24 protein-coding genes and 1 pseudogene are annotated in these 25,901 nt (G+C 66.7%); 7 read left to right on the plus strand and 18 right to left on the minus strand.

The genetic code is table 11. The features are described from left to right. Nucleotides 1-27 precede the first annotated feature (27 nt). Complete coding sequence (locus tag ACQP2D_RS28610; protein WP_433679018.1) at nucleotides 28-1,299, plus strand: cytochrome P450; 1,272 nt, start codon at nucleotides 28-30, stop codon at nucleotides 1,297-1,299. A gap of 30 nt (nucleotides 1,300-1,329) precedes the next feature. Here ACQP2D_RS28610 and ACQP2D_RS28615 read toward each other — a convergent pair whose 3' ends face one another. The 18 genes from ACQP2D_RS28615 to uraD all read right to left on the minus strand — a co-directional run bounded on the left by ACQP2D_RS28615 (nucleotide 1,330) and on the right by uraD (nucleotide 19,716). After that, nucleotides 1,330-1,932, minus strand: a complete 603-nt coding sequence (locus tag ACQP2D_RS28615; protein WP_433679019.1) for a TIGR03086 family metal-binding protein — start codon at nucleotides 1,930-1,932, stop codon at nucleotides 1,330-1,332. A gap of 90 nt (nucleotides 1,933-2,022) precedes the next feature. Beyond that, nucleotides 2,023-2,202: a hypothetical protein gene (locus ACQP2D_RS28620; protein ID WP_433679020.1), complete on the minus strand. Its 180-nt coding sequence runs from the start codon at nucleotides 2,200-2,202 to the stop codon at nucleotides 2,023-2,025. 195 nt (nucleotides 2,203-2,397) lie between these two features. After that, nucleotides 2,398-3,564 carry an allantoicase gene (alc, locus tag ACQP2D_RS28625; protein WP_433679021.1) on the minus strand — a complete coding sequence of 389 codons (1,167 nt, stop codon included), beginning with the start codon at nucleotides 3,562-3,564 and terminating at the stop codon, nucleotides 2,398-2,400. After that, nucleotides 3,561-4,940 carry an allantoinase AllB gene (gene allB, locus ACQP2D_RS28630; RefSeq protein ID WP_433679022.1) on the minus strand — a complete coding sequence of 460 codons (1,380 nt, stop codon included), beginning with the start codon at nucleotides 4,938-4,940 and terminating at the stop codon, nucleotides 3,561-3,563. Before allB ends, alc begins: the two co-directional genes overlap by 4 nt. A 19-nt stretch (nucleotides 4,941-4,959) precedes the next feature. Next, the gene (locus ACQP2D_RS28635; RefSeq protein ID WP_433679023.1) at nucleotides 4,960-6,270 is read right to left on the minus strand and encodes a glycerate kinase; all 1,311 of its coding nucleotides are present in this window, start codon (nucleotides 6,268-6,270) and stop codon (nucleotides 4,960-4,962) included. A 7-nt stretch (nucleotides 6,271-6,277) separates the two neighbouring features. Then, on the minus strand, nucleotides 6,278-8,053 hold the full coding sequence (gcl, locus tag ACQP2D_RS28640; RefSeq protein WP_433679024.1) for a glyoxylate carboligase: 1,776 nt from the start codon (nucleotides 8,051-8,053) through the stop codon (nucleotides 6,278-6,280). Between the two features lie 2 nt (nucleotides 8,054-8,055). Then, a complete protein-coding gene (locus tag ACQP2D_RS28645; protein WP_433679025.1) occupies nucleotides 8,056-8,988 on the minus strand; it encodes an NAD(P)-dependent oxidoreductase in 933 nt (310 codons plus the stop codon). Beyond that, nucleotides 8,985-9,788 carry a hydroxypyruvate isomerase family protein gene (locus tag ACQP2D_RS28650; RefSeq protein ID WP_433679026.1) on the minus strand — a complete coding sequence of 268 codons (804 nt, stop codon included), beginning with the start codon at nucleotides 9,786-9,788 and terminating at the stop codon, nucleotides 8,985-8,987. Before ACQP2D_RS28650 ends, ACQP2D_RS28645 begins: the two co-directional genes overlap by 4 nt. Then, the gene (locus ACQP2D_RS28655; protein ID WP_433679027.1) at nucleotides 9,785-10,165 is read right to left on the minus strand and encodes an allophanate hydrolase-related protein; all 381 of its coding nucleotides are present in this window, start codon (nucleotides 10,163-10,165) and stop codon (nucleotides 9,785-9,787) included. Before ACQP2D_RS28655 ends, ACQP2D_RS28650 begins: the two co-directional genes overlap by 4 nt. A 189-nt stretch (nucleotides 10,166-10,354) precedes the next feature. Continuing rightward, nucleotides 10,355-11,422 carry an XdhC family protein gene (locus tag ACQP2D_RS28660; RefSeq protein ID WP_433679028.1) on the minus strand — a complete coding sequence of 356 codons (1,068 nt, stop codon included), beginning with the start codon at nucleotides 11,420-11,422 and terminating at the stop codon, nucleotides 10,355-10,357. Nucleotides 11,423-11,426: 4 nt separating this feature from the next. Next, nucleotides 11,427-12,869 (minus strand): NCS2 family permease, encoded by a 1,443-nt coding sequence (locus tag ACQP2D_RS28665; protein WP_433679029.1) that lies wholly within the window; start codon nucleotides 12,867-12,869, stop codon nucleotides 11,427-11,429. Nucleotides 12,870-12,998: 129 nt separating this feature from the next. After that, on the minus strand, nucleotides 12,999-15,332 hold the full coding sequence (locus ACQP2D_RS28670; RefSeq protein ID WP_433679030.1) for a xanthine dehydrogenase family protein molybdopterin-binding subunit: 2,334 nt from the start codon (nucleotides 15,330-15,332) through the stop codon (nucleotides 12,999-13,001). Continuing rightward, nucleotides 15,332-16,684 (minus strand): 8-oxoguanine deaminase, encoded by a 1,353-nt coding sequence (locus ACQP2D_RS28675; protein WP_433679031.1) that lies wholly within the window; start codon nucleotides 16,682-16,684, stop codon nucleotides 15,332-15,334. The genes ACQP2D_RS28670 and ACQP2D_RS28675 overlap by 1 nt, the downstream gene beginning before the upstream one ends. Next, nucleotides 16,681-17,151 (minus strand): (2Fe-2S)-binding protein, encoded by a 471-nt coding sequence (locus ACQP2D_RS28680; RefSeq protein ID WP_433679032.1) that lies wholly within the window; start codon nucleotides 17,149-17,151, stop codon nucleotides 16,681-16,683. The genes ACQP2D_RS28675 and ACQP2D_RS28680 overlap by 4 nt, the downstream gene beginning before the upstream one ends. Further along, complete coding sequence (locus tag ACQP2D_RS28685; protein ID WP_433679033.1) at nucleotides 17,151-18,026, minus strand: FAD binding domain-containing protein; 876 nt, start codon at nucleotides 18,024-18,026, stop codon at nucleotides 17,151-17,153. Before ACQP2D_RS28685 ends, ACQP2D_RS28680 begins: the two co-directional genes overlap by 1 nt. 2 nt (nucleotides 18,027-18,028) lie before the next feature. Further along, the gene (gene pucL, locus ACQP2D_RS28690; protein WP_433679034.1) at nucleotides 18,029-18,904 is read right to left on the minus strand and encodes a factor-independent urate hydroxylase; all 876 of its coding nucleotides are present in this window, start codon (nucleotides 18,902-18,904) and stop codon (nucleotides 18,029-18,031) included. A 3-nt stretch (nucleotides 18,905-18,907) separates the two neighbouring features. Further along, complete coding sequence (gene uraH, locus ACQP2D_RS28695) at nucleotides 18,908-19,207, minus strand: hydroxyisourate hydrolase (protein ID WP_433679035.1); 300 nt, start codon at nucleotides 19,205-19,207, stop codon at nucleotides 18,908-18,910. Further along, a complete protein-coding gene (uraD, locus tag ACQP2D_RS28700) occupies nucleotides 19,204-19,716 on the minus strand; it encodes a 2-oxo-4-hydroxy-4-carboxy-5-ureidoimidazoline decarboxylase (RefSeq protein WP_433679036.1) in 513 nt (170 codons plus the stop codon). The genes uraH and uraD overlap by 4 nt, the downstream gene beginning before the upstream one ends. Nucleotides 19,717-19,910: 194 nt before the next feature. Between uraD and ACQP2D_RS28705 the strand changes: the two genes are divergently transcribed. The 6 genes and pseudogenes from ACQP2D_RS28705 to ACQP2D_RS28730 all read left to right on the plus strand — a co-directional run. After that, nucleotides 19,911-21,392 (plus strand): PucR family transcriptional regulator, encoded by a 1,482-nt coding sequence (locus ACQP2D_RS28705; RefSeq protein WP_433679037.1) that lies wholly within the window; start codon nucleotides 19,911-19,913, stop codon nucleotides 21,390-21,392. A gap of 177 nt (nucleotides 21,393-21,569) precedes the next feature. Beyond that, complete coding sequence (locus tag ACQP2D_RS28710; RefSeq protein ID WP_433679038.1) at nucleotides 21,570-22,175, plus strand: hypothetical protein; 606 nt, start codon at nucleotides 21,570-21,572, stop codon at nucleotides 22,173-22,175. A gap of 287 nt (nucleotides 22,176-22,462) precedes the next feature. Next, on the plus strand, nucleotides 22,463-23,167 hold the full coding sequence (locus tag ACQP2D_RS28715; RefSeq protein WP_433679039.1) for a helix-turn-helix transcriptional regulator: 705 nt from the start codon (nucleotides 22,463-22,465) through the stop codon (nucleotides 23,165-23,167). A gap of 99 nt (nucleotides 23,168-23,266) precedes the next feature. Beyond that, complete coding sequence (locus tag ACQP2D_RS28720; protein WP_433679040.1) at nucleotides 23,267-23,644, plus strand: VOC family protein; 378 nt, start codon at nucleotides 23,267-23,269, stop codon at nucleotides 23,642-23,644. 271 nt (nucleotides 23,645-23,915) lie between these two features. Beyond that, a complete protein-coding gene (locus ACQP2D_RS28725; protein ID WP_433679041.1) occupies nucleotides 23,916-25,553 on the plus strand; it encodes an NTF2-like N-terminal transpeptidase domain-containing protein in 1,638 nt (545 codons plus the stop codon). 107 nt (nucleotides 25,554-25,660) lie between these two features. Continuing rightward, a pseudogene (locus ACQP2D_RS28730) lies at nucleotides 25,661-25,828 on the plus strand (response regulator); the annotation flags it as partial. Nucleotides 25,829-25,901 lie beyond the last annotated feature (73 nt).

Below are 25,901 nucleotides of genomic sequence, written 5' to 3' on the forward strand. Positions count from 1 at the left end.
GCTTAAGCCTCGCACCTCCTCGGCCAAATGACCAGCGATTCAGAGATCTTCACCACACCCGGGGTTCGACACCGCTGGACCGGCGTATCCGCGCGGAACAACCAGGATGATGGCGGCGTGACCTTGGAGATCTTCGACGCGCGGTTCGCCGCGCAGCCATGGCCGACGCTGCGTCGACTGCGTGCGGACGGTGGGGTGCATCGGGTGCGCACCCCGGATGGGCCGCCCGCGTGGTTGGTGACGCGATTCGCCGATGTTCGGGCCGGGCTGTTCGACCATCGGCTCTCCACTCAGCCTCGCTATGCCGGGGGAACGGACTACCGCGGGTTCGTGGTGCCGCCACCGTTGGATGCCGCATTTCTCGAGAGCGAACCGGATGACCACGCGCGGCTGCGCCGGTCCGTCACCGCCGAGCTGTCACCGCGGCGGCTCGCGGACTGGGCACGGACGGCGCCGGAATTGGTCGAGGCCTGCCTGGGTGCTGTCGAAACCGGTGTGCAGATCGACCTCGTCGAACGGTTCGCGGTGCCGCTGCCCGCGGCCGTGCTCGGCGAGCTCTTGGGACTGGCCGCACCGGAACGCGACGCCCTGCTCCGCTGGGCGCATTCGACATTGCTGCCCAGTGCCACGCCACCGCGTGCCCGCGACACACTCACCACCATGCGCGATATCGTCCTCGCGACCATCGATCGGGCACGAAACACGAAGGGCGACAACGTACTCGGGCGACTCGTCGCATCGAGCGACGAAACCGGTTCACCCAGTGCGTACGAACTCGCCGGGATGATCTTCTATCTGCTGTTCGTCTGGTACGAAGTGCTGGTCGATCTGGTCGCGGGATCCGCGTTGGCCCTACTCACCCATCCCGACCAGGTGGATGTGCTGCGCGGTGCGTCCGATACCCGTACCGCGGTGGAGGAACTGCTGCGTTATCTGTCGCCGCAGGTGGTGTCGGGTCCCCGGTTCGCGACCACCGACCTCGACATCGCGGGCCACACCATCGGTTCCGGTCAGACCGTGCTGCTCTGCATAGCCTCGGCCAATCACGACCCCGAGATCTTCGACGACCCGGCCGAACTCGACCTCGCCCGGGTCGACAACCCCCACCTCGGCCTCGGCCATGGCGTGCACTCCTGCCTCGGCACCGCCTTGGTTCGCACCATCACGTCAGCCGTACTCGATCGGCTGTTCATCGCCCGCGCCACCGCGACCCTCGCATGCGATGCGCAGAGTATCCAGTGGCGCTCCGGATTTCGGCACCGCGGCCCGGTCGCGCTGCCGGTTGTGCTGGCCCGATAGCCCCGCGCGGCTATGCACCGGTCGCGGCGCTCAACCCGCCGCGCCGGGCGACTTCCACTCGGGATCGCGGCCGAACCAACCGGCGAGCCGTTCGTATGCGGGCGCGTCCGCGGGGACGGGCACCTCGAGGCCGAAGGCCTTATCGGGACCGCGGAATTCGGGGCGCAGCATGGTGTGCGACCAGGCCAGGCCGTGTTCGGCGATTTGCGGATCCAGTTCCCGGTCCTGGCCGGTCGCGCGGACCAGATCCCAGGCATGCATGGCCAATTCGGTCAGCTGCTGATCGGCTCGACTGCGCATCGGGGCTGCCCGGCCGCCGGGCCTCGAGACCGGGCGGTCCAGATCGGCGGAGCGCCAGGTATCGAGCACCGGTGCGGCCGCGGCGCGGAACTGCGCCGCCCAGTCCGGTCCGAGTTCCTCGGGCGGGGCCGCCCAATCGACCATCTCGCCGCGCACGGAGACCAGGAAATTCGGCAGGTCCTGCCCGATGACGTGGCGCGCGAGCGCCTGCACATCCCAGTCCGTACAGGGCGTCGGCAGCGTCGCCTGCTCCGGGCGAATCGCCGCGATGACCTCGCCCATCTGCGTCAGCGCGCGGTCCATCAGGTCAACGGTGGGATCAGAAGTGTCCACGACTGTCGATTCTGCCCCCGCAACCACCGCCCACGTGACGGAACACGGTTGCGGGGGCTGGGTTATTTGAGCTTCCGCCGTCGACTGCGATCACGCGGCAGTTTCGGCCGCCTCGGGATCGATCGGTGCGGGGACGCGTGGGCGGGACCGGATAATCGCCACACCGGCCAGGCACAGGACATCACCGACGATGGTCAGCGGGCCGGGTACTTCGTCGAGCGCGATCCACGACATCACGACAACGAGCGCGGGAACGGCATAGGTGGTCACGCACCATGCGGCGAACGCTAGATCAGGTCGGCCCCGATCGCCAGCGGATTTCGGACCACGCCATGGTCCGGGTGCTCGGGCTTGTCCAGGTGGTCGGGCCGGTCCGGACCGCTTCGGGCTCAGCGCCCATTCCTGTGCCGATGTCACCTGTGGATTCGGCTCAGGAATGGGCGCTCCGGCCACTCCCGGTCGCGACTACGGTGCGAGGAGCGCGTCGATCACGGCCGACGGAACTGCGTCGGGACTCGCAAAGGGGCGTTGCGCGAGCAGTTTCCTCGCATCGTCGTGGGACAGCCCGGCATCGGTGGTGAGCACCTGAAGGGCGTGCGGTTCCGGGAGGGCGTCGAGCCAGGCGACAGTATCGGCGACCAAAGTGGCCGGGTCGATCTCACCGTGGACTCGGAGTCGGGCCACGCCGCCGTCGGGGTAGACATCGAGCCGCGCATGGGTGACCGGCTCGCCCGCACCGATCCGGAAGAAGTGGCGGGCATCGGGCTGCAGCCGGGTCCGCGGCAGCAATTCGGTCCAGCTCGACGGATCGTCGAGATCCGCGCCGGCCGCGGCGTCCGCACCGCGCAGCACCGCCCAACCCGGTGCATTGCCAACGTAATTCGAGGTATCGATCTCCACACGCCGCACCGCCCCCCGCGCGCCGAGCCGCACAGTGACGTGATCGTTGCCGGAGTCGCGGCGGCGCGCCCCCTCCCAGCCCTCGTCCATCTGCCGTGACCGGCCGGGCAGCAGGATATTGGTCGGCGCGGAGAAGAACATATTCGAGCAGTCGACGACCTGGCCGCCGTGTTCGAGTGCGGCCAGATCGACTGTGCCACTGAGGAAACGGGGATCCGGCAGCGCGGTGCCGTGCACACGGAAGCGGGCGACGCCGCCGTCCGGGTAGATCGAGAGCCGCACGTGGGTGAAGCGACGCTCGTCGGTCACTTCGAAGAAGTTATCGGTATTGCCCTCGATTTCGGACTTCGCGACCAAGGTCACCCAGTCGGCCTGCCGCAGTTCGGCAGGGGACGGCTGGCCCTCCACACTCGTCGCCTCGACCGAGGCGAAGGGCGGATAGTTGCCGATGAACCAGGCGGTATCGATGACGACACCGTGCACCCGGCCGGGCACACCGAGCCGGATCAGCGCATAGTCGTTGCCGGTCTCGCGACGACGGCGGGTCTCCCAGCCGTCATAGGTCTTGCCCTTGTGGCCGAAGTCCTCGGTGCTGAATACCGCACGGCCGGGCCGGATCAGGTTCTCCCGCTCGGCGAACAGTTCATCGTTGGCGTAGACCACACTGCCCGCGAGTTCGCGGGAGGCGAGATCCGGCAGTCGGGTGAAGGCGGGGGCGGTTGGATCGGTCATGTTTCTCCTCGGGCCAGGAGCCGCCCCTGCGGCTCATCGTCGATATCGATTCGGTTGCCGCGCAACCAGGTACCGCGCACCGCACCCGCCAGTGGGCGGGCCGCGTACGGCGTGACGGCGTTCTTGTGGTGCAGGCGCTGTGCGTCGACAACGAAGGCGTCATCGGGTGCGAAGACGCAGAAGTCCGCGTCGTAGCCGACCTCGATGGCACCCTTGCGGCGCAGACCGGCGTATCGGGCGGGTGCTCGGCTCATCCAGCGGGCGAGATCGACCAGGGTGAACCCGCGCTGTCGCGCCTCGGTCCACACCGCCGAAAGTCCCAGCTGCAGTGAGGAGATCCCGCCCCACGCGCGGGCGAAGTCACCGGTGTCGAAGCATTTCAGGTCCGCGGTCGATGGTGAGTGGTCCGAGACCACCATGTCGATGGTGCCATCGCGCAACCCTGCCCAGAGCAGCTCGCGGTTGCCGCTCTCGCGGATCGGCGGGCAGCATTTGAATTGTGTTGCCCCGTCCGGGATTTCCTCGGCCGCGAAGGACAGGTAGTGCGGACAGGTTTCGGCGGTGATCCGGACGCCATCGCGGCGGGCCGAGGCGATCATCGGCAGCACATCCGAACTCGATATGTGCAGAATATGCACGCGGCAGCCGGTCCAGCGGGCCAATTCGATCACCTGGGCGACGGCCAGGTTCTCCGCACCGCGCGGGCGCGAACGCAGGAATCCGGAGTACTTGTCCCCCTGCGGAATCGGTGCGCGCTCGATCGTGTGCGCGTCCTCGGCATGCACGATGAGCAGTCCGTCGAACGATCGGATCTCGCGCATCGCCAGCTCCAGCCCGGTGGCGTCCAGTGCCGGGAATTCGTCGACGCCGGAGTGCAGCAGAAAGCATTTGAAGCCGAATACACCGGCATCCCGCAGTGGTCGCAGATCCGCCACATTCCCCGGAATCGCCCCACCCCAGAACCCGACATCGACGTACACCCGATCCCGCGCGGTCTTGCGCTTCACCTCGAGTGCGGCGAGATCGCAGGTCGGCGGAATGCTGTTGAGCGGCATATCGATAATGGTGGTGACACCGCCGGCGGCGGCCGCCCTGGTCGCGCTCGGGAAGCCCTCCCATTCGGTGCGCCCCGGATCGTTGACGTGCACATGCGCGTCCACGACACCGGGCAGCAGCACCTCGTCCGCGGCCAGTTCGACTACCGATTTGGCGGCCAGGGTGGAGTCCAGCGGCTCGATCGCCACGATCCGGCCGTCGCGCACGCCGACCGAGCCGCCGGTCTCCCCCGCCGTCCCAATGATCCGCTGTGCACGGATCACCAGGTCCAGGTGTGCGGGGACCGGTGAAATCGTCTTGATCTCCGAGTTTTTCCGCATCACGCGACTCTGTCGTTGTTCATCGGAATCTCCCGTCGAATGTCCGCGCGCTGCCACCGTTGTGGGAGGCGGCCGCGACGATGTCATCGGCCAGGTCCGCCACCGTGCGCTGCGCAGTGGACGCCTCGGGTCGCGGCTCGGCGGCATGGTCTGTAGCCACTTGGTTCGGCGACCGGCGCCCGGCAGATGGCCGCTCGGTCGTCGGATCCGGCGGCAGATGTTCGGCGGCAATCCGCATACCCAGCCGCTCGAGCAGCAGTTCACCCTCCGCGAAACAGCGCGCGATATCCGGTTCGATATCGGCAAGGGCGTATGCGGCGGAGAAACCCGATTCACGCAATCGCCTGGTGGGCAGTGTATTCCGGCCACACACGGCGACTACCGACACACCCGAGGACCGCGCGGCGGCAGCGACACCAGCCGGTGCCTTGCCGTACAGGGTCTGCTCGTCGAGCATGCCCTCCCCGGTCACCACCAGATCCGCACCGGCCACCCGTTCACCGAAACCGACCAGCTCCAGGACCAATTCGATCCCGGGACGCAGGCGAGCATCGAGCACAGTGACGGCGGCGAACCCGACCCCGCCCGCCGCACCGGCCCCCGCACGATCACGCAGATCGGTGCCGGTTGCGGCCGCGACACAGTCGGCCCAATGCGTGAGCGCGGCATCCAGCGCCGCCACTTGGTCACCATCGGCGCCCTTTTGCGGACCGTAGACCGCGGCCGCACCGCGCGGACCGGTGAGCGGATTGTCGACATCGCAGGCGACGGTGACTTCGACCCCGGCCAGCCGTTCCCGCACCGTCGCAAGGTCGATCGTGTGCAGCCGCGCCAAGGCCGCACCACCGTCACCGATTTCGGCCCCGTCGGCGTCGAGCAGCCGCGCACCGAGCGCCCGCAGCAGCCCGGCACCGCCATCGGTGCCCGCACTCCCGCCGATGCCGAGCACCACCCGGCGGCATCCGGCCGCGATCGCCGCGGCGATGACCTCGCCGGTGCCCCGGCTGGTCGCGGTCATCGGCGCGAACTCACCGCCCGGCAGTCGCACCAGCCCGGATACATCCGCCAACTCCACCACGGCGATATCGCCGCGCCGGGCATAGGCCGTGCACACCGGTTCGCCGGTGGGTCCGGGCGCGGTCACCAGCACCGCCTCGTATCCGGCGGCCAAGGCGGCGGCGACGGTGCCGTCCCCGCCGTCCGCGATCGGTATCACCGACACCTCGGCATCGGGCCGGATGCGGTGGATGCCGGTGCGGACCGCGGCACCGACCTGCGCGGCGGTCAATGACCCCTTGAATTTGTCGGACGCGATCAGGACTCGAGTCATGGGGCGCTCAGTCCAGCTGTGCGGTCGCGGTGGGCACATCGGCGGCGGACTGGGCCAGTTCCTCGAATTCGACGATCTTGTCGATCTCGAGTCCCATCGACACATTCGTGACGCGTTCGAGAATGACCTCGACGACCACCGGCACCCGGAATTCGGCGACGAGCTTCTTCGCCTCATCCAGTGCGGGACCGATCCAAGCCGGATCGAATACCCGAATCGCCTTGCAGCCCAAGCCTTCCGCGACCTTGACATGATCGACGCCGTAGCCGGCCAGCTCCGGGCTGTTGATATTGTCGAAGGCCAGCTGCACGTAATAGTCCATATCGAAGGCCCGCTGTGCCTGACGGATCAGGCCCAGGTACGAGTTGTTCACCACGACATGGATATACGGGATATTGAACTGCGCGCCGACCGCCAATTCCTCGATCAGGAACTGGAAGTCGTAGTCACCCGACAGCGCCACCACGGTGGATTCGGGATCAGCGGTGGCGACACCGATGGCCGCGGGCACGGTCCAGCCGAGCGGCCCGGCCTGACCCGCGTTGATCCAGTGCCGCGGCCGGTAGACGTGCAGCAGCTGCGCCGCCTGGATCTGCGAGAGGCCGATGGTGCTGACGTAGCGCACATCGGGTCCGAACGCCTTGTTCATCTCCTCGTACACCCGCTGCGGTTTGATCGGCATATCGTCGAAGTGCGTCTTGCGCAGCCCGACCTGTTTCCGGTTGCGGCACTGCTCGGCCCACACACCGCGATCGGGCAGCCGCCCGGCCGCGGCGAGTTCCCGCGCGACCTCGATGAAGATCCGCAGCGCGGCGCCCGCATCGGAGGTGATGCCGAAATCCGGTGCGAAGACGCGACCGATCTGGGTCGGCTCGATATCGACGTGGACGAAGGTGCGGTCCTTGGTGTAGGTGTCCACACCGCCGGTGTGCCGGTTGGCCCAACGGTTTCCGATGCCGAGTACGAAATCGGATTCCAGCAGGGTGGCATTGCCGTACCGGTGCGAGGTCTGCAGACCGACCATGCCGGCGTGCAGTGCGTGGTCATCGGGAATCGCGCCCCAGCCCATCAGGGTCGGCACCACCGGAACACCGGTCAGTTCGGCGAATTCGACCAGCAGTGCCGCGGCGTCGGCATTCACGATGCCGCCGCCCGCGACGATGAGCGGGCGTTGCGCGGCATTCAACATCTCGATGGCCTTGACCGCCTGTGCCCGCGTCGCGGCCGGACGGTGCACCTGCAGCGGCTCGTAAGTCTCGATATCGAATTCGATTTCGGCGAGCTGCACATCGACCGGCAGATCGATCAGCACCGGACCGGGACGTCCCTCGCGCATCAACCGGAACGCCTTCTGGAAGGTGCCCGGCACCTGCGCGGGCTCGAGCACCGTGACGGCCCACTTGCTCACCGGCGCGGCGATCGAGGCGATATCGACGGCCTGGAAATCCTCCTTGTGCAGTTTGGCCACCGGCGCCTGACCGGTGATGCACAGGATCGGAATGGAATCCGCACTGGCCGAATACAGGCCGGTGATCATATCGGTGCCCGCCGGACCCGAGGTCCCGATGCAGACACCGATATTGCCGGGCGTGGCGCGGGTGTAGCCCTCGGCCATATGCGAGGCCGCCTCGACGTGGCGGGCCAGCACATGCTTGATACCGCCGTGCGCGCGCATGGCGCTGTAGAAGGGATTGATCGCGGCACCGGGCAGACCGAATGCCTGTGTCGCACCTTCCTTTTCGAGAATCAGAACCGCGGCGTCCACGGTGCGCATGCGTGCCATGGTCAGTTCTCCCCGCCCCGCCCCGACAGCGCCTCGGCGACCTTCAGCAGACCGGAGTGGTCCAGCGAACCGTGGCCCATGGCGCGGGCGGCGGCGATCAGCTGCGCGGTGAGCGCGCCCATCGGGATCGACACCTCGGCGTCGCGGGCGGCCTGCAGGATGATGCCCATATCCTTGTGGTGCAGGTCGATACGGAAGCCGGGCTTGAAGTCCCGCTTCAGCATGGACGCGCGCTTGAGTTCGAGGATCTTGCTGCCGGCGAGTCCACCGGCCAGCACATCCAGCCCCTTCTCGGCATCGGCGCCCAGATTCTCCATCAGCAGGATCGCCTCGGCCACCAGCGCGTAGGTGCCGCCGACGACGAGCTGGTTGGCGGCCTTGACCACCTGACCGGCGCCGTTCGGGCCGACCAGCGCGAAGGTCTTGCCGACCGCCTCGAAAATCGGGGTGGCCGCGGCGAAGTCGGCCTCGGCACCGCCGACCATGATCGACAGCGCGGCATTGATCGCACCGGGCTCACCGCCGGAGACCGGGGCGTCGAGCACGCGCAGGCTCCTCTTGGCGCCCTCCTCCGCGGTCCAGCGCGCGGTCTTCGGCGTGATGGTGGAGAAGTCGATGTAGAGCGTGCCGGGTGCGGCGTGCACCAGGACATCGGCGAAGACCGCCTCGACGTGCTCGTCCTGGGGCAGCATCGTGATGACGATGTCGCAACCCCGCACCGCTTCCGCGACACCGGAGGCGGTCGAACCACCCGCCGCCTTCAGCTTCTGCAAACCGGTGGGGCCGATATCGTAGCCGGTCACCTCGTGTCCGGCCTTGACCAGATGGCCCGCCATCGGGCTGCCCATGATCCCCAGGCCGATAAAACCGATCTTGCGCCCATCCGTCGCCCGGTCGCCGCCCCGCACGGAATCGCTACGCGATGCTGCAGTCATTTGATCCACTCCCAATTCAGTTCGGGGTCTTTGTATTCGAGGCCGATCCAGCCGTCGTAGCCGCTGTCGGCGAGGGTTTCGAACAGCCCGGCGAAGTCGAGTTCACCGGTGCCGGGTCGGCCGCGGCCCGGATCGTCGGCGATCTGCACATGGCCGATATGCGGCGCGTGCGTGCGAATTACCGCATGCAGCCCCTCATCCATCCGCGCGAGGTGGTAGAGGTCGCAGAGGAAGCGCACATTGGGCGCGCCGGTCTGCTCGATGATCTGGACGGCGTGCGCGGCGCTGACGATCGGATAGTTCGGTGACTCAAAGGAATTCAGCGCCTCGAGCAGCACGGTGGCACCGATGGCCTCCGCCGCCCGCGCGGCCAGACGCAGGTTCTCCAGGGCGAGCTCGTCCTGCTTCTCCGGACTCTCGCCCTCGACCCGATTGCCGTACAGGGCGTTCAGCGCACGGCAGCCGGTCGCCTCGGCGATGCCGACGGCGACATCGATATTGTCGCGGAACCTGGTGACCTCGCTCGGAATGGAGACCAGACCGCGTCCGCCCGCCGGAATCAGGTCGATGAAGTTCAACCCGACCAATTCCACACCGGCATCGCGGATCGCGCCGACGAATGCGTCGATCTGCTTATCACCCGGCGTCGGATCCTCCCCGAACGGCCACCAGAATTCGACCGCCTCGAATCCGGCTCGCTTTGCCGCGGCGGGTCGTTCGAGCAACGGGAGATCGGTGAACAGGATCGAACAATTGACGTCGAATTTCGGGAACGCCGGGCCTCCGGCCTGCTTGGTCATTCAGCTCCTTCACGGTATTTCCGCCAGCTGCCGATGGCGGTGATGTCGATCAGCTCTGGATATGAGGTGGGCGGGCGGCGCAGCAGCATCGACAGGACCGAACGGCCGTCGTCGAGTTCGATCGCGCCGAGTTCGAGTTCGGGCGGTTCGGCTGGTAGCAGCCGCTGCCGCAGCACCTCCATCGGCACGTCGAAGAGTTCGCCGGAGATCGACTCGCCGCCATCGGCGGCGGGGTCCAGACCCGGGAATCGGTTGCCGACCGAATAGAAACGATAGCGCGGTGCGGTTTTCGCTTCCCCCGCGAAAGGCGCACCGTCCAGCAGATGATTGAGCGGTCCGCCACGCATGGCGGAACCATTCAGAAATATCAACGGCATTCAGCGGTTCCTTTGTTCGCAATTTCGTCAATTATGTTGGCCGACCGCACTGTCGGAACAGCGGTAATGAGCACGAAGCCGATCGAATATCCCGGAGCCGATTTCGTAGGATGCTCCAGCCGCAGTCTGGGCGCCCGAAACCGCGCACCCCGCGTAGCGGGTGTACGGATGCACCGCGGGGTGCGCGGCTCACCAGACCGGGAGCAGGTCCCGGTGGATCGGTCCGCCGGTGGCGGTGAGCGGTTGGGCCGAACCGCCGCGGCGGACCGCGACGATCTCGGCGGCGATGGATACCGCCGTCTCCTCCGCGGTGCGCGCACCCAGATCCAGACCGATGGGTGAATGCAATTGGGCCAGTTCGGATTCCGTCATACCGGCAGCGCGCAGTCGGGCCATGCGGTCCTCGTGGGTGCGCCGGGAGCCCATCGCACCCACATAGGCCACCGGCAGTCGCAGCGCCACCTGGAGCAGCGGGATATCGAATTTGGCGTCATGGGTGAGCACACACAGCACGGTGCGCGAATCGACCTGTGTGCGTGCGAGATAGCGGTCCGGCCACTGCACGACGATCTCGTCGGCGTCCGGAAAACGCGCACGGGTAGCGAAGACCGGACGGGCGTCGCAGACGGTGACGTGATATCCGAGAAAGCGCCCGATCCGAGTGACGGCGGCCGCGAAATCTATGGCGCCGAAGACGATCATGCGCGGCGGCGGTACGTAGGATTCCACGAAGACCGTGACTTCGTCTGCACCACAGCCGATCTCGCGCTTACCGGTGACACCGGTGTCGAGCATCGCCCTGGCCTCGACCACGACCGGCCCGTCGAAGGCGGCGCCGACGGTCCACCAGGAGCCGACCGCCATGGCCGCACCGGTTTTCAGATTCCGTACCAGCGCGACCGGCTCATCGGTGCGCAGAATCGCCTCGATGGCGACCCGCTCGACCGCGGTGATCGGCTGGACGAAGACCTCGAGTTCGCCGCCGCAGGTCAATCCGACGGCGAAGGCGTCATCATCGCTGTATCCGAAGGTTTCGCGCACCGGCTGCCCGGTGCGCAGGACCTCACGGCAGAGCTCGTACACCGCGCCTTCGACACAGCCACCGGAGATGCTTCCGATGACAAGGCCGTCGGCGTCGACCGCCAGCGCCGCACCGGCTGGCCGCGGGGCACTGCCGGTGACGCCGATGACGGTGGCGACGGCGTAATCCTTGTCCGCCGCATGCCATTTCCGAAGTTCTGCCGTAAGGTCGCGCATGGTGCTATCCGCCCAGGAGTAGTTCGATGGCCGAGATGCCGAAGTAACCGGCGAAGACGAGGCTCACCACCCCGATCAGCCAATGGATTTCACGGAATTTGCCGCGCGCCGCCTTGATCACCACATAGGCGATGAGGCCGGCGCCGACACCGTTGGTGATCGAGTAGGTGAACGGCATGAGCACGATCGTCAGGAAGGCGGGTACGGCCACCTCCAGATCGTTCCAGTCGATCTTGCGGGCCTGGGTCATCATCAGCGCACCGACGATCACCAGCGCCGGCGCGGCGGCCTGGATCGGCACCACCGCGGCGAGCGGGGTGAAGAATACCGCGAGGCAGAACAATCCACCGGTCACCAGGCTGGTCAGACCGGTACGGGCGCCCTCACCGACACCCGTCGCGGATTCGACGTACACGGTATTGCCCGCGCCGCCGCTGACACCGCCGATGATCTGGGCGACACCGTCGATGGTCAGGACCTTGCCGATGCCGGGCATGGTGCCCTTCTCATCGAGCAGCCCGGCCTCGTCGCAGACGCCGAAAACCGTGCCCATGGCATCGAAGAACCCGGTCAGCACCAGGGTGAACAGCACGACCCCGGCGACCAGCCCACCCGCCTCGGCGAATCCGCCGAACAGGTCGATATGCAGTGCCAAGCCGAAATCGGGTGCGGCGAAGAAACCCTTCGGCTTCTCCGGCACCACCGGACCCCAGGTCTGCGGGTCGATCTCGGCCGCCGCGTTGACAATGATGGCGAGTACCGTCGCGAGGGCGATGCTGATCAGAATCGCACCGGGCACCTTGCGGATGAACAGCGCCAGCATGACCAGCAGGCCGACCGCGAAAACCACTACGGGCCAACCGGATAGATGACCACCCGCCCCGAGGGTGACCGGCGGACCGGTCTGCGCGCCGTGTCCGACCACCCCGGCCGAGACCAGCCCGATCATGGCGATGAACATGCCGATCCCGACGCCGATGGCGTTCTTGAGACCGAGCGGAATGGCGTTGATGATCATGGTCCGCAGCCCGGTCGCGGCCAGGATCACGATGATCACGCCCATCAATACGACCAAACCCATGGTCTGCGGCCAGGTCATATGTGGTGCGGCCTGGAAGGCGACCACCGGAACCACGCCGAGACCCGCGGCGAGTGCCAACGGCACATTGCCCGCGACACCCATCAGGATGGTGCTCAGCCCCGCGGAGAACGCGGTGGCCGTGGTGAGTTGAGCGATGCTCAGCTTGTCACCGTTGACATCCGCGACGCCGCCGAGAATCAGCGGCACCAAGAGGATGACGTAGGCCATGGCGACGAAAGTCGTGATGCCGCCACGGATTTCGCGGGAAACGGTGGTTCGTCGTTCGCTCAGCCGGAAGAACCGGTCGAGCGCAGACCTTCCTGCTACCGGCTCTGGTGTGCTGGGCTTGGTCTGTATCTGGGTCATTGGCGTGCCCTCCTCGGGGCCGTAGCCGACCTACGGTAGGGACTCTTCATCCAGACCGCACGGTTCGGGTACTGCTGTTGTGGGGTCCCTCCGGTCCAACGGTTGGTTGGTCCCGGCCGCCCCTGTTGATCAACTGCTCCGGATGATGTCTTCCGGTCGCACCGGCACTCGGTTGATGTGCACGTTTCCACCCCGTGATCGGCACGCGTCACGGATCGCGGCGGCAATCGCGGGGGTAGAGGAGAGCGTGGGCGGCTCTCCGGCGCCGCGCAGCCCGTAGGGGGCGTGCGGATCGGCATTTTCGAGAATCTCCAGCCGCTGTGACGGCGTATCGAGAATCGTCGGGATCAGGTAGTCGGTGAAGGACGGGTTGCGCACCTTGCCGTCTTTGACCTGAATTTCCTCCATGACCGCCAGGCCGAGCCCCTGGACGGAGCCGCCGTGGATCTGGCCCTCCAGGGACAGGCGGTTCATGATCTTGCCCACGTCCTGGACCGCGTCCAGGGAGACGACCTTCACCAGGCCGAGGTCTGTGTCCACATCCACCACGGCGCGGTGTACGCACAGCGCCAGCTGGGTGTGGCTATTGCCTTGTCCCGTAACGGGATCCATGCCCGTGGTCGGGCGGTGGTGGTACTCGCGGGTCTCTTCGATAACCCCCTCGTCCAGGACATCGACGATCGCCGCGAGCACCTCCCCCCGGCTCGAAACCACCTTGCCACCGACCAGCCGCAGCCCGAGCGAGGGCCCGAACTTGGCCTGCGCCAGAGCGAGTACGCGTTGACGGACGGCTTCACACGCCGCCTTCACCGCGCCGCCGGTCATATAGGTCTGTCGGGAGGCGGATGACGAACCGGAGTCGCCGACCTGGTTATCGGCCGGGGCAATGGTGACTCGTTCGATACCGAGTTCGGTGCGCGTGATCTGCGCCTCGACCGTCACCAGTCCCTGGCCGACCTCGGCGGCGGCCGTGTGCACCAGCGCAACCGGTTCTCCCGCAATGACTTCCAGCCGCACCCGCGCGGTCGAGTAGTCGTCGAAGGCCTCGGAGAAGCAGATGTTCTTGATGCCGACGCCGTAGCCGACACCACGCACCACCCCCTCACCATGCGTCGTCTGCGACGCACCACCGGGCAGATTCCGGATATCCGAAGCATCCAGATCCGCAGGCATCGGCATATTCCGCAGTTGCTCCAGCATCTCGGCCATCGGCGTCGGCGCATGCAGCACCTGACCGGTCGCCAACTTCGAGCCCTGGGACACGGCATTGATCTGGCGCACCCGCACCGGATCGAGATCCAGCGCCTCGGCGACCTTGTCCATCATCGACTCGTGTGCGAAACATGCTTGCACCGCACCGAATCCACGCATCGCACCACACGGCGGATTGTTGGTGTAGACACCATAGGCGTCGATCTCGATATGCGGGATCTCGTACGGGCCGACCGCGAGCGAGGATGCGTTACCGGTGACATTCAGTGTCGCCGAGGTGTACGCGCCCCCGTCGAGGACGATGACAACTTTTGCGTAGGTGAGCTTTCCGGCGGCATTGGCACCGTATTCGTAGAGCATCTTCGCCGGGTGCCGGTGTACGTGCCCGAAGAACGACTCCTCGCGGTTGTACACCATCTTGATGGGCTTGCCGGTGTGCATGGCCAGCATGCCCGCGTGGATCTGCATGGACAGGTCCTCACGGCCACCGAAGGCTCCGCCGACACCTGCCATGGTCATCCGGATCTGGTCGTCGGCCAGGCCGAGGCACGGGCCGATCTGGGACAGATCATTGTGCATCCACTGGGTGGCGACGTAGAAGTCGAGCCCGCCATCCTCGGCCGGAATCACCAAGCCGGATTCGGGGCCGAGGAACGCCTGGTCCTGAATGCCGACCTCGAATTCCTCGGCGACCACCACGGTGGCCAGTGCGCGGCCCACGGTGATATCGCCGACGCGCACCGGCTGGTGGCGCGCGATACCGCCGCGCTCCTGCACCGCGAGCCGCTTCGGCGCCGAGATCACCGCCATCGGATCGGTAATGGGTTCCAGTACCTCCCAATCGATGTCGATGGCGGCCAGTGCGCGCCGGGCGATCTCGGGGTGGTCGGCGGCGACCAGGGCGATGGGTTCACCGTGGTGGCGCACCTCGCCGATGGCCAGGACCGGCTGATCCCAGGTGTGGTCGAGGCCGTACACCTTGCGGCCGGGCACATCCTCATGGGTGAGCACGGCGTGCACACCGGTCATGGCCAGTGCCGGCGCGATATCGATACTGCGGATAATCGCGCGCGGATGCGGGCTGCGCAGGGTCGCGCCCCACAGCATGCCGTCGATCCACAGATCGGAGGAATAGGCGAACTCGCCTCTGACCTTCAGCGTGCCGTCGGGGCGCAGCGGGCTCTCGCCGATGCCGCCCTTGCCCGGCGCGGCGACCTCACCTGGGAAGCGGGTGGTCCGTGGGATGGTCATCATGCCTCCTGTCGCATCAGCCGTTTCCGGGCCGCGACTCCTGCCCGACCGACCACATCCTGTGCGACGGTGCGCAATTCGTCGTTCGCCACGACGGTGCGTCCGCCGACGAGCAGCCGGACCAGCGGGGGTGTCGGCCCGAAAACCAAGGAGCAGACCGGATCTTCGATCGCCGAACGGAAACCGTCGACCCGCCAAACGGCCAGATCGGCGAGCTTGCCGGGTTCGAGACTGCCGATCTCGTTGTGGCGGCCGAGATTACGGGCGCCGCCGAGGGTGCCGATCTCGAGCGCCTGGCGCGCGGTGAAGGCGGTCGGCCCATTGACCGCGCGCTGGAACAGCATGGCCTGACGCATTTCTCCGGCCATCGAGGTGAGTTCGCTCGAGGCCGCGCCGTCGACGCCGAGGCCCACCGGCGCACCGGCGGCCACCAGATCGCTGACTCGGGCGATACCCGCACCGAGCCGGGCATTGGAGCTCGGGCAGTGCGCGGAACCGCTGCCGGTTTCGGCGAAGCGACGGATATCGGCATCGTGCAGGTGCACGGCGTGGGCGAACCAGACGTCCTCACCGAGCCAACCGAGCTTTTCCATATATTCGACCGGGGTGCAGCCCATCTGCTCGATGCAGTGCTCTTCCTCGTCGAGCGTCTCGGCGAGATGGGTATGCAGCCGAACGCCTTTGGCGCGCGCGAGGGTGGCGGAATCGACCATCAGACCCTCGCTCACCGAGAACGGTGAGCAGGGCGCGACCGCGACGCGCAGCATCGAATCGAACGACGGATCGTGGTATTTGTCGATGACTTCGGCGGTGTGGGCGAGGATTTCGTCACGACTCTCGACCACCTCGTCCGGCGGCAGGCCGCCGTCCTTCTGCCCACGGTCCATCGAACCGCGGCACGGGTGGAAGCGCAGGCCGATCTCGCTGGCCGCGCGCACCTCGGCCTCGAACAGGTCGCCGCGCCCCTTCGGGAAGATGTAGTGGTGATCGCTGCTGGTGGTGCAGCCGGTCAGCGCCAGCCAACCCAGACCAGCGGAGGCCGAGCCGTAGACGACGTCCGCGTCCATGCGCGCCCAGGTGCGGTAGAGACCGGTCAGCCATTCGAACAGGGTCGAATCCTGGAACAGGCCCTGGCTCGCCCACTGGTACAGGTGGTGGTGGGTGTTGACCAGACCGGGGGTAACCAAACAGCCTGTGCCGTCGATTCTTTCGGCATCCGGCACGCTCGGCGCGGGACCGGCGCCGAGTGATTCGATACGGCCATTGGCGATGACGACATATCCGGACGCGATCTCCTCGCCGACGACCGGCGCGATATATGCATTCTCGATGACAGTCCTGGGCGTACTCATTTGCCCGCCTTACGTGCCGCGGCCAATCGCACCGCGTCGAGGATCTTCTCGTATCCCGTACAACGACACAGGTTTCCGGCGAGCGCCTCGCGGATCTCCACATCGGAGGGATTGGGATTGCGTTCGATGAGGTCGTGCGCCTGCACGATCAGTCCCGGTGTGCAGAAACCACACTGGACCGCACCGGCCTCGACGAATGCCTCCTGCATCGGATCGAGTTTCGCTCCTTTGGCAAGGCCCTCGACCGTACGCACCGAGCGATCCTGCACCTGCCCCGCGGCCACCAGACAGGAACACACCGGGGTGCCGTCCAAATAGACGGTGCACGAACCGCATTCACCTTGCTCGCAGGCGTTCTTGGAGCCGGGCAGGCCCATCCGCTCGCGCAGCATATAGAGGAGGCTCTCGCCCTCCCACACATCGTCGACGTTCTCTCGCGAGCCGTTGACGTCGAAGGTCACACGCATCAGGCTGCCCTCCCTCTTTCTGCCAGGTAGTCCGTCCACGCCCAGGACAGGGTGCGGCGGGCCAGCACCGTCAGGGCATGTTTGCGGTATTCCGCGGTGCCGCGCACGTCATCGATCGGCTTGGCGGCGGCCGAGACCAGTTCGCCGAATTCGCGAACGACCTCGAAAGACAACGGGGACGGGTCATCCCAGTCGAGGGTGGCGGCCAGGAACTCCTCGGCCGGGCCCGCCCGCAGCGGGGTGGGTCCGGCGGAACCGATGCCGGTGCCGACCGTGCGGGTATCGGGGTGCAGCGCGATCGAGAACGCGCAGACCGCGATCACCATGGCATTGCGGGTGCCGACCTTGGAGAAGTACTGCGGTCCGGTGGCGGGCTCGATCCAGATGGCGCGGATCAATTCGTCGGGCTCCAGTGCGTTCTTCTTCACCCACACGTAGAAGTCGTCGATCGGGATCAGCCGGGTACCGCGCGCGGCGGATTCCACCTCGATCACCGCATTGGCCGCCAGTAGCGCGGGATGGGCGTCCCCGGCCGGAGACGCGCCGCCGAGATTGCCGCCGACCGTGCCGCGGTTGCGGATCTGCGGCGAACCGACCGTGCGCGAGGCCTGTGCCAGGCCGGGCAGCTGCCGACCGAGCCGGTTGATGATGCGCACGTACGGGACGCCGGCACCGATCCGGATCTGGCCGTTGGCCTCGGTCGAATAGTCGAACAGATCGCGACAGCGGTTCAGGTCGAGCAGTGCCGCCGGGCGGCCGTGGTCGAAATTGAGTTCGACCATGACATCGGTGCCGCCCTGGATGGGTTTGGCCTCCGGATTCGCGGCCTTCAGCGCCAGCGCCTCGGCCCAGGTATCGGGTCGTAGGAAATCCATCGTCACGCCCAGGCCGGTCCGGGCGCGGGGGCGTCCTCGCTGAGCACGGTGCCTTCGATCAGGCCATAGGGCCGATCGGCGGCGAAGAACACCTCGTTGTCGTTCTCCAGTCCGAAGCCCGACAGATCCACCACGAAGTGGTGCTTATTGGGCAGCGACAGCCGCACCTCGCAGACCTCGGGGACCGCGCTGATCACCCGGTCGCCCATGGCGTAGAGGGTCTGCTGCAGCGAGTAGCTGTAGGTGTCGGCGAATGCCTCGAGCAGCGCGCCGCGGACCTCGCGGTAGGCCTTGTCCCAATCACCCGGTTCGCTCGCGAAACGCCACTCCGCATTGACCTCGGTGGCCAGCACCCGGTCGTAGGCCTCCTGCAGCGTGGTGTACTCGTCCTTGATGTAGCCGTGGAATTCCGAGCCGGTGGAATTGAGCACCACCAGACCCGTCAAACCCGAGACCACCCAGGCGTTTTCGCCGTCGTAGTGCACGCGTGCGGTGCGGGTCTCCTGGCCGGAGCGCACGAACGAATGCTGCTTGTCGCCGGGGCCCACCACGATGCGCTCCCAGGCGTACTCCTCCAGGGAGACCCGCGCGTGCTGGATGGGCGGCTGCGAATCGACGAAATGCCGTGCCAGCAGCAGACCGAACGCCTCGGGCGAGGCGATGCCGTGCTCCTTGGCGAAGGCGAAGACCGTGTTCTTCTGGGTGTCGGTCGGCAGCACCGTCGCGTTGTCACCGGTCAGGTGGACCTCGTCCATGGCACCGGATAACGCCACACCGACGTTCAGATCCCGGATCTCGTGGATGCCACCGGTTTTCGTCACCCGGACGACCCGGTTTTCCGCTTTGCCGTATCTATTCGGCCCGAGCTTGATCGACATTGTTCAGCTACCTCGGTAGGTCGAGTAGGAGTAGGGACTGAGCAGCAGCGGCACGTGGTAGTGCTCGGCTGGGTCGGCGACACGGAAGTCGATGGTCACCAACGGGTAGAACGGGCTGAGGCCACCGGTATCGAAAATCAGCCGGTGCGCACCGATGTCGGGGGCGGGCAGATCCTTGACGCGCCCGTCGACGTCGGTGCGACGCTCGGCGAGCACGGTGCCGTCGGCCTTTTCCAGCCGCACCGCCAACCCTGGGGCCGGGCGGCCGGATGCCGCGTCCAGCACATGGGTGGACAGACTCACTTGTCCTCCAACAGCTTTCGGATCCGCAGCCGGGTGATATCGGCGAGTTCGCGTTGGGTGGCGATGCGTTCCCCCTCGGCGGTATTCGCCAAGCGCCTGCGCAGTTCGGCGCGGATCTGCTCGGCCGAGCGGCCGGCGGCGCGGATCAGGAAGACATGTCCGAACCGCTGCTCATAGGCCAGGTTGCCGGCCGCGATATCGGCGAGGACCTGCCGGTCGGCATCGGCGGTCCCCGACTGCTCACCGGCGGACCACCTCGCCTCGCGCTCGTGCGTGCCCGCCTTCGCGCGGTCGCCGATGCGCGGATGCGCCGACAGCGCCTGCTCGATATCCGGCCAGCTCAGCTCCCGCACCCCGGCGACGGCGGCGGCCATCAGGCTCGTGCTGTCCACGTAGGGCCGGTGCGACGCCACCTTCTGCGCCCAGACATGCGAGGCACAGCAGGTCAGCAATTCCGCCTCGGCCTGATCCGGTGGCAGCGCGTTGAGCCATCCGATCTCACCTGACATCCGATCTCCCATTTCGAGCTTGTTCTGCGACGGGAGTAAGTACACCCGCCGTTCATCAGCGCTGCTAGGACCCAGAAATCTGAAGTGTGCGTCAGTTCACACGGGCCGTTTTGTGCGAATATCCAAAGCGTCTACGGGCGGCCTCAGAATCGGCTGTTAGCCTCGGCGCTGTGCGACTTAGATCACTTCTCACCATGGATCTCGGTCTCGAGCTCGTCACCGGCGAGGACGAACTCGACCGTTTCGTGCGCTGGGTCGTGACCACCGACATGCTCGATCCGAGCCGCTACCTCGCCGGTGGCGAGCTGGTGCTGACCGGCCTGCAGTGGCGGATCGAACCTGAGGACAGCGAGATCTTCGTGCGCGCGCTGGCCCGGGCCGGAGTCGCTGGACTCGCCGCGGGCGACGCCCGCTACGGCGGGGCGCCGCCCGATGTCGTCGAGGCCTGTCGGCGGCACCGCGTTCCGCTGTTCCGTGTGCGCGAGGACGTCGCGTTCGCCCAGGTCACCGAGACGCTGACCCGCAATCTGTCCACCGGGCGGGCCGCCGATCTGACCGCGATCCTCGACCGCCACCGCCAGCTGGTCTCGGGTACCGGCCTCGGATCGGTGCTGGAGCTGATCGAACGCGATCTGGGGATGCGGTGCTGGGTGGTCTCCTCGACCGGACGCGTGGTCGCCGGGCCGGTATCGCCGCCGCCGGTCGAGGTCACAGCCGCCTTCTTGAACGCGCGCCGCCTGCCCCATGTGCTGGTTCACGATAAGGCCCGCTACTCACTGTTCGCGGTCGACGAGCACAGCACCTCCCGCGCGGCCGACTGGTTCATGGTCTTCGAGGGCGACTGCAAGGACTGGCCGGAAGAACGCCGCACGCTGACCGGCGAACTCGCCGCCGTCGTCTCGCTCGAACGCGCCCGCCTCGACGACCGGCAGAGCGCCGAAGGCCGCCTGGCCCAGGAACTCATCGAACTCATCGTCTCCGACGCCAAACCGGCCGAAATCATCTCCCGCCTCGAGCTGACCGGCCTCGGCCCCGCCGAGACCTATATCGCCGTGGCCGCCGGAGCCGAGGCGGATGCCTTGCGCCCCGGCGAATTACGCGTTCTGCTCCGCGAAATCCTCTACGGCAAAAGGCCGGCCGCGGGTGTGGTGGACGGTGAGGCCATCGCATTGATCCCCGCCGACCCCAACGGCGCCATCATCACCGAAATCCACCGCGCCGTAACCTCTTTGGAGCCCGGCCTACACCGCGCCCGCCTATCGATCGGCGTCAGTGGCATTGTCGACGGCGAAGGCCTGCGCGGCGCGGTCGAAGAAGCCCGCTACGCCCGCCGCCTCGCCGAAGGCCGTCACCAACCCATCAGCGTCGTCGGCCACGATGAACTGGCCACCCATATGCTGCTGTTGGCCAGCGTCCCCGATGAGGTCCGCCGCATGTTCCGCCTGCGTTTGCTGGACCCGCTCAGCAGCTACGACCAAGACAACCGCGCCGACCTGGTCCACACCCTGGAAACCTTCCTCCAGGTCTCCGGCTCCTGGACCAAATGCGCTGAGCTACTACATGTCCACGTGAACACCCTGCGCTACCGAATCCAACGCATCGAGGAACTGACCGGCCGAGACCTGTCCCGCCTCGAAGATCGCGTCGACTTCTTCCTTGCCCTCGCCCTGCGCTGAGCCGCCACCGATCCGTTTGCCGTCCCGGCTCCGCTCTTGCGTTCGGCTGCGCGGCGGCGAACCATTAGCTGTGCGGTGGCCGCGTTCGCGGGCCGTGCGGTCCCATTGCCCTCGGTGGACCACGACGCGTCACCCCCGCGACACAGCGGAGTGATCCCTCCGCACGAGGAGGACTCGATGTTCATCCAAGTCATTCAAGGCAAGGTCGCAGATGCCGATCGACTACGTCGATGTATGGATCGGTGGAACGAGGAATTGCAACCGGGCGCCACCGGCTACCTCGGCACGACCAGCGGGTTGTGCAACGACGGGACGTTCATCGCCTTGGCGCGATTCGAATCCGAGGAAGCGGCGCGACGCAATAGCGCTCGTCCGGAGCAGGGTGCGTGGTGGGCCGAAACCGAACAGTGCTTCGAGGGTCCGGTCACCTTCATGGACTGCCCCGAAGTGACGCAGTGGCTGGGCGGCGGCTCCGACCAGGCCGGTTTCGTACAGATCATGGAGGGCCACACCTCCGATCAGCGCCGCATGCGCGAACTCCTCTCGCAGGGCACCGATCGCATCCAGCAATTGCGCCCGGAGATCCTCGGCGGCACCCTGGCGACCTACGGCGACGACGGGTATGTCGAGGCCGTGTACTTCACCTCCGAAGCCGAAGCCCGCGCGCACGAAAAGCTGGAGATCCCCGACGATCTGCGGTCGCTGTTCGAAGAGGAGAGCGAACTCATGGGCGAGGTCGAATTCTTCGACCTGCACGAGCCCATGCTCGTCTCCCGGCGATAGCCGATCCATCAGCCGCTGTCGCATATCTGGTGGCACCCTCGCACACGCCGCACTGCGCGCGGTGGTCACCAGATATGCGACAGCCGCCGTGATCACCCCAAACGATACCCAAATGTGTTGCCCCGGAGGCAAACTCGAGTCGTCGGAAAACGTCCCATCGATATCGATATCGATGTCGGGCTTCGGACGCGGTGGGGCGCACAAAGAGTCGGGACGGTGTCCAACAGGCGACCAACCGCGCACCAACGCGACATCTTGCTGTCAGTGGTGGGCGCTACGGTGGCGGCGTGAACCGTACGGATCGGCTCTACGCGATCGTCGAGGAGTTGCGGGCGGTGGCGCCGCGCGTGCGGACCGCACGTGAATTGGCGCAACGGTACGAGGTGAGCGTGCGCACGATCGAACGCGATATCGCGGCCCTACAGCAGGCGAGCATTCCGATCTACGCCGACGTCGGCAGGCGCGGTGGTTATGCGCTGGAGAAGAGCATGTCGCTGCCGCCGCTCAACTTCACCCCGGCCGAGGCGGTCGCGCTCGCCGTCGCGTTGGCGCGCAGTGAGGCGATGCCGTTCGAGCAGGCCGGGCAGAGCGCCTTGCGCAAGATTCTCGCGGTGATGTCGGATCGGAATGCCGCCGCCGCCCGCGCGCTGGCCGCGCGGATTCGGCTGATGGAGCCGGTGGACGCGCCACCCGCCCAAGCGATCCCGTCGGTTATCGCGCAGTCGATCGAAGCGGGCCGGGTGCTGCGGATCAGCTATGCGGATCGCTTCGGCGCGCACAGTGAACGCGAGGTCGAGCCGACCGCATTCCTCAGCGGCTCCAATGGCTGGTATCTCATCGCCTGGTGTCGGCTGCGCGAGGAGTCCCGCTGTTTCCGGCTGGACCGCATCGGCGCGGTGACAATGACCGATCTGCCGACAGCGCAGCGCCCCCTCGACGGCACCGGCTCCGATATCCCCGACGATCTCCAGCTGCGCACCGTCGCGCTGTGAACGGCGACATATCGCGGGAAACACCGACAGGGGGTTGTCGCGCGGTCGGGTGATCGTGGTCGGGCAAGACAACGATCACCGATCCCGAGGAGACGATAAGTGAGCACTCCCCCCTTCAACACGGTGGCCTGGTTCCAGGTCGGCAGCGATAAGCCCGACGAGGTGAAGAAGTTCTACGGCGACCTGTTCGGGTGGACCTTCGACGCAGACCCCAATGTCGACGCCTACGACCACGTCAGCTATCCCGCCAGCGAGAGCCCGAGCGGCGGCATCGCGCACACCGCCGACGCCTCGGACAATCACGCCACCTTCTTCGTGCTCGTGCAGGACGTGGCGGCCACGGTCGCCGCCGCCGAACGACTGGGCGGAAAGGTCTCGGTCGCACCGGTTACCAGCAAGGACGGGCTGATCTTCGCCCACATCCAGGACACCTCCGGCAACGACTTCGGCGTCTTCAGCCCGCCTACGCAGTCGTAATCCGGCAATAGCCGAAGGGGCGGAGCTGCCATCCTCCGCCCCTTCGGCGCATGCCCGCATCATCACCCGGCCCGCGAAACGTCGAATCGCCACGGCGATGCGTTTCGACTCCATAGCTTTTTGGCAGCTATCGGATCGAAGCGCTGAAACGTCCACGGCCACCCCGTTACTGTCGAATCACTTGACCTCCAGGGAGTTACCGGATCCGGGTGGCCATTATCTGGCCGTTGAAATCGCACGCTTGATCTCGCGAGAATCGAGGTTCGCGATGGTGGCCGATGGCAACCTCAACACCGGACCGCCACCGATGAGGTGCGGTCGCCTGCTCAGTGCGCTGGCCGCCGTGGTGCTCGCGCTGGGGATCAGCGGATGTGCCTATTCATTCGCCAAGTACCCCGACGATGCCAGGGCCGCGGTCGAAGAGTTCACCGAACTGCTGAACGAACGGAAAGCGGACAATGCCGCGAATCTGACCTCCCAGCCCAACAATGCCGTCGTGTCATTACGGGAGATGTTCGAGGGACTGAGCCCCGGGACGCCGGACTTCCAGTTGGTCCAATTCATCGTCTTGGATACCGGGCAGGCGATCTTCACCCTGCATGGCGCATGGGCGTTCGGGCAGGATCGGAACTGGAGCTATGAGTCCCAGGGCACGGTGCGGAAATTGGCGACGGGCTGGCGGATCTCCTGGGATCCCGCCATCGTTGTGCCGCACCTGGACAACACCCGCACGGTTCAACTGGTCCGTGCATACGCACCTCCGCCCCCCATCGTGAAGGACAGCCGCGGCCAGCCCCTGATGACCGAGCAGATCATCGATGCGGTCAAGCTCGATCCGGCCCACATCACCGATCCGATCACCACCACCGACGCCTTGGCCAAGGCCATCGAGCCGATCGCCCCACTGATCACCGGACCGTCCTTGCGCGAGCAACTGGCCGCCGCGCAGGGCAAGCCGGTCGCCGCGGTCAATCTGCGGGAGTCCGATTTCGCGGTCCTGGAACCGGACATCGCGCCGATACCCGGAGTAGTGACCAAGGCCCAGCCCCGGCTGATCGCCGCCGACCGCCGGGTGCAGTCGCCGATGCTCGACGCATTGCGCGTGGTGTGGCAGGACAACCGGGACAGGTGCGCGGGCTGGGCGGTTCAGCTGTCCGGCCGGGACGGCCGCCCGATCGGCTACCTCACCGGACAGCCGGGCACACCGGGTCCGGACGTGTCCGCGACACTGGATCCACACTGGCAGAGCGCCGCCCAGGACGCGGTGAACTATGTCGGGAACCCGACGACCGCCGTCGTCATCAACTCCGCGACCGGAGCCATTGTCGCCGCCGCAGAGAACAACGCGGTCAGCGCGAACGGATCGGCCTTCACCGGACTCGCCCCGATCGGCGGCACTACCGAATTGCTGCGCACGGCCGCCGCGAGAATCGCGCGCAAGGCACCACAGGACGTTTCCGTGGATGAGGTCACCAAGGCCGCCCGCATGCTCGGCATCGGCGTCGATTTCGAGCTGCCGGGCTTGGACAAGGTGACGTCACGGATCCCGACACCGGGCACCGAGCAGGTCCGGCGCGGAAGTCAGGCCAGCGAGATCCAGGCCAGTCCATACGGCATGGCGATCGTCGCGGCCACCATCGCCAGCGGGCGCATCAACCCGCCGATGATCGAAATCGGACGCCCGGCCAAGGCTTCGGTGGAATCGGCACCGCTACCGGCCGAGGTGCTCGACCAGCTGCGTCCGATGCTCGGCGGCTCCGGATATGTCACCATCACGGGCGGACAGGGCTGGCTGCTGGCGAATACGGGTGAGCTGGCCTTTGCGATCCATGTCGAGGATCCGGACAGTCGCGCCACCCTGATCCAGGCGGCCGCACGCATACTGCACCCCGAGCCCCAGCCCCAGTAGCACAACTCTCGGCGAACGGCGCGACCGAACCGGGCTCCGGGGCAGCTCACAGGAAACCCCCAGCTGGTCCTGAGCTTCGGCAACGCTGGTCGCGCGACGCTGAGCTAATGAGCAGAGTCGATCCGCAAGCGCGCGTTCTCGTCGTCGACGATGAGCCGATGATTGTCGAACTCCTTGCGGTGAGTCTGCGATTTCAGGGGTTCGAGGTGGCGACGGCGACCAGCGGGACCGACGGGCTTGACAAGGCGCGCCGGCTGCGGCCGGACGCACTGATGCGGCGCAAGGTCGATACCACCGAGCCGAAACTCATCCATACGCTGCGCAGCGTCGGTTACGTGCTGCGCGAAC

The sequence above is a fragment of the Nocardia sp. CA-119907 genome, assembly GCF_050955995.1.
Taxonomy (GTDB): domain Bacteria; phylum Actinomycetota; class Actinomycetes; order Mycobacteriales; family Mycobacteriaceae; genus Nocardia.

Coding starts and splice junctions, on each gene's coding strand:
- ACQP2D_RS28610 (WP_433679018.1), top strand. CDS start 28: ATGACCAGCGATTCAGAGATCTTCACCACACCCGGGGTTCGACACCGC.
- alc (WP_433679021.1), bottom strand. CDS start 3,564: ATGACCGATCCAACCGCCCCCGCCTTCACCCGACTGCCGGATCTCGCC.
- allB (WP_433679022.1), bottom strand. CDS start 4,940: ATGCGGAAAAACTCGGAGATCAAGACGATTTCACCGGTCCCCGCACAC.
- ACQP2D_RS28635 (WP_433679023.1), bottom strand. CDS start 6,270: ATGACTCGAGTCCTGATCGCGTCCGACAAATTCAAGGGGTCATTGACC.
- gcl (WP_433679024.1), bottom strand. CDS start 8,053: ATGGCACGCATGCGCACCGTGGACGCCGCGGTTCTGATTCTCGAAAAG.
- ACQP2D_RS28645 (WP_433679025.1), bottom strand. CDS start 8,988: ATGACTGCAGCATCGCGTAGCGATTCCGTGCGGGGCGGCGACCGGGCG.
- ACQP2D_RS28650 (WP_433679026.1), bottom strand. CDS start 9,788: ATGACCAAGCAGGCCGGAGGCCCGGCGTTCCCGAAATTCGACGTCAAT.
- ACQP2D_RS28655 (WP_433679027.1), bottom strand. CDS start 10,165: ATGCCGTTGATATTTCTGAATGGTTCCGCCATGCGTGGCGGACCGCTC.
- ACQP2D_RS28660 (WP_433679028.1), bottom strand. CDS start 11,422: ATGCGCGACCTTACGGCAGAACTTCGGAAATGGCATGCGGCGGACAAG.
- ACQP2D_RS28665 (WP_433679029.1), bottom strand. CDS start 12,869: ATGACCCAGATACAGACCAAGCCCAGCACACCAGAGCCGGTAGCAGGA.
- ACQP2D_RS28670 (WP_433679030.1), bottom strand. CDS start 15,332: ATGACCATCCCACGGACCACCCGCTTCCCAGGTGAGGTCGCCGCGCCG.
- ACQP2D_RS28675 (WP_433679031.1), bottom strand. CDS start 16,684: ATGAGTACGCCCAGGACTGTCATCGAGAATGCATATATCGCGCCGGTC.
- ACQP2D_RS28680 (WP_433679032.1), bottom strand. CDS start 17,151: ATGCGTGTGACCTTCGACGTCAACGGCTCGCGAGAGAACGTCGACGAT.
- ACQP2D_RS28685 (WP_433679033.1), bottom strand. CDS start 18,026: ATGGATTTCCTACGACCCGATACCTGGGCCGAGGCGCTGGCGCTGAAG.
- pucL (WP_433679034.1), bottom strand. CDS start 18,904: ATGTCGATCAAGCTCGGGCCGAATAGATACGGCAAAGCGGAAAACCGG.
- uraD (WP_433679036.1), bottom strand. CDS start 19,716: ATGTCAGGTGAGATCGGATGGCTCAACGCGCTGCCACCGGATCAGGCC.
- ACQP2D_RS28705 (WP_433679037.1), top strand. CDS start 19,911: ATGGATCTCGGTCTCGAGCTCGTCACCGGCGAGGACGAACTCGACCGT.
- ACQP2D_RS28710 (WP_433679038.1), top strand. CDS start 21,570: ATGTTCATCCAAGTCATTCAAGGCAAGGTCGCAGATGCCGATCGACTA.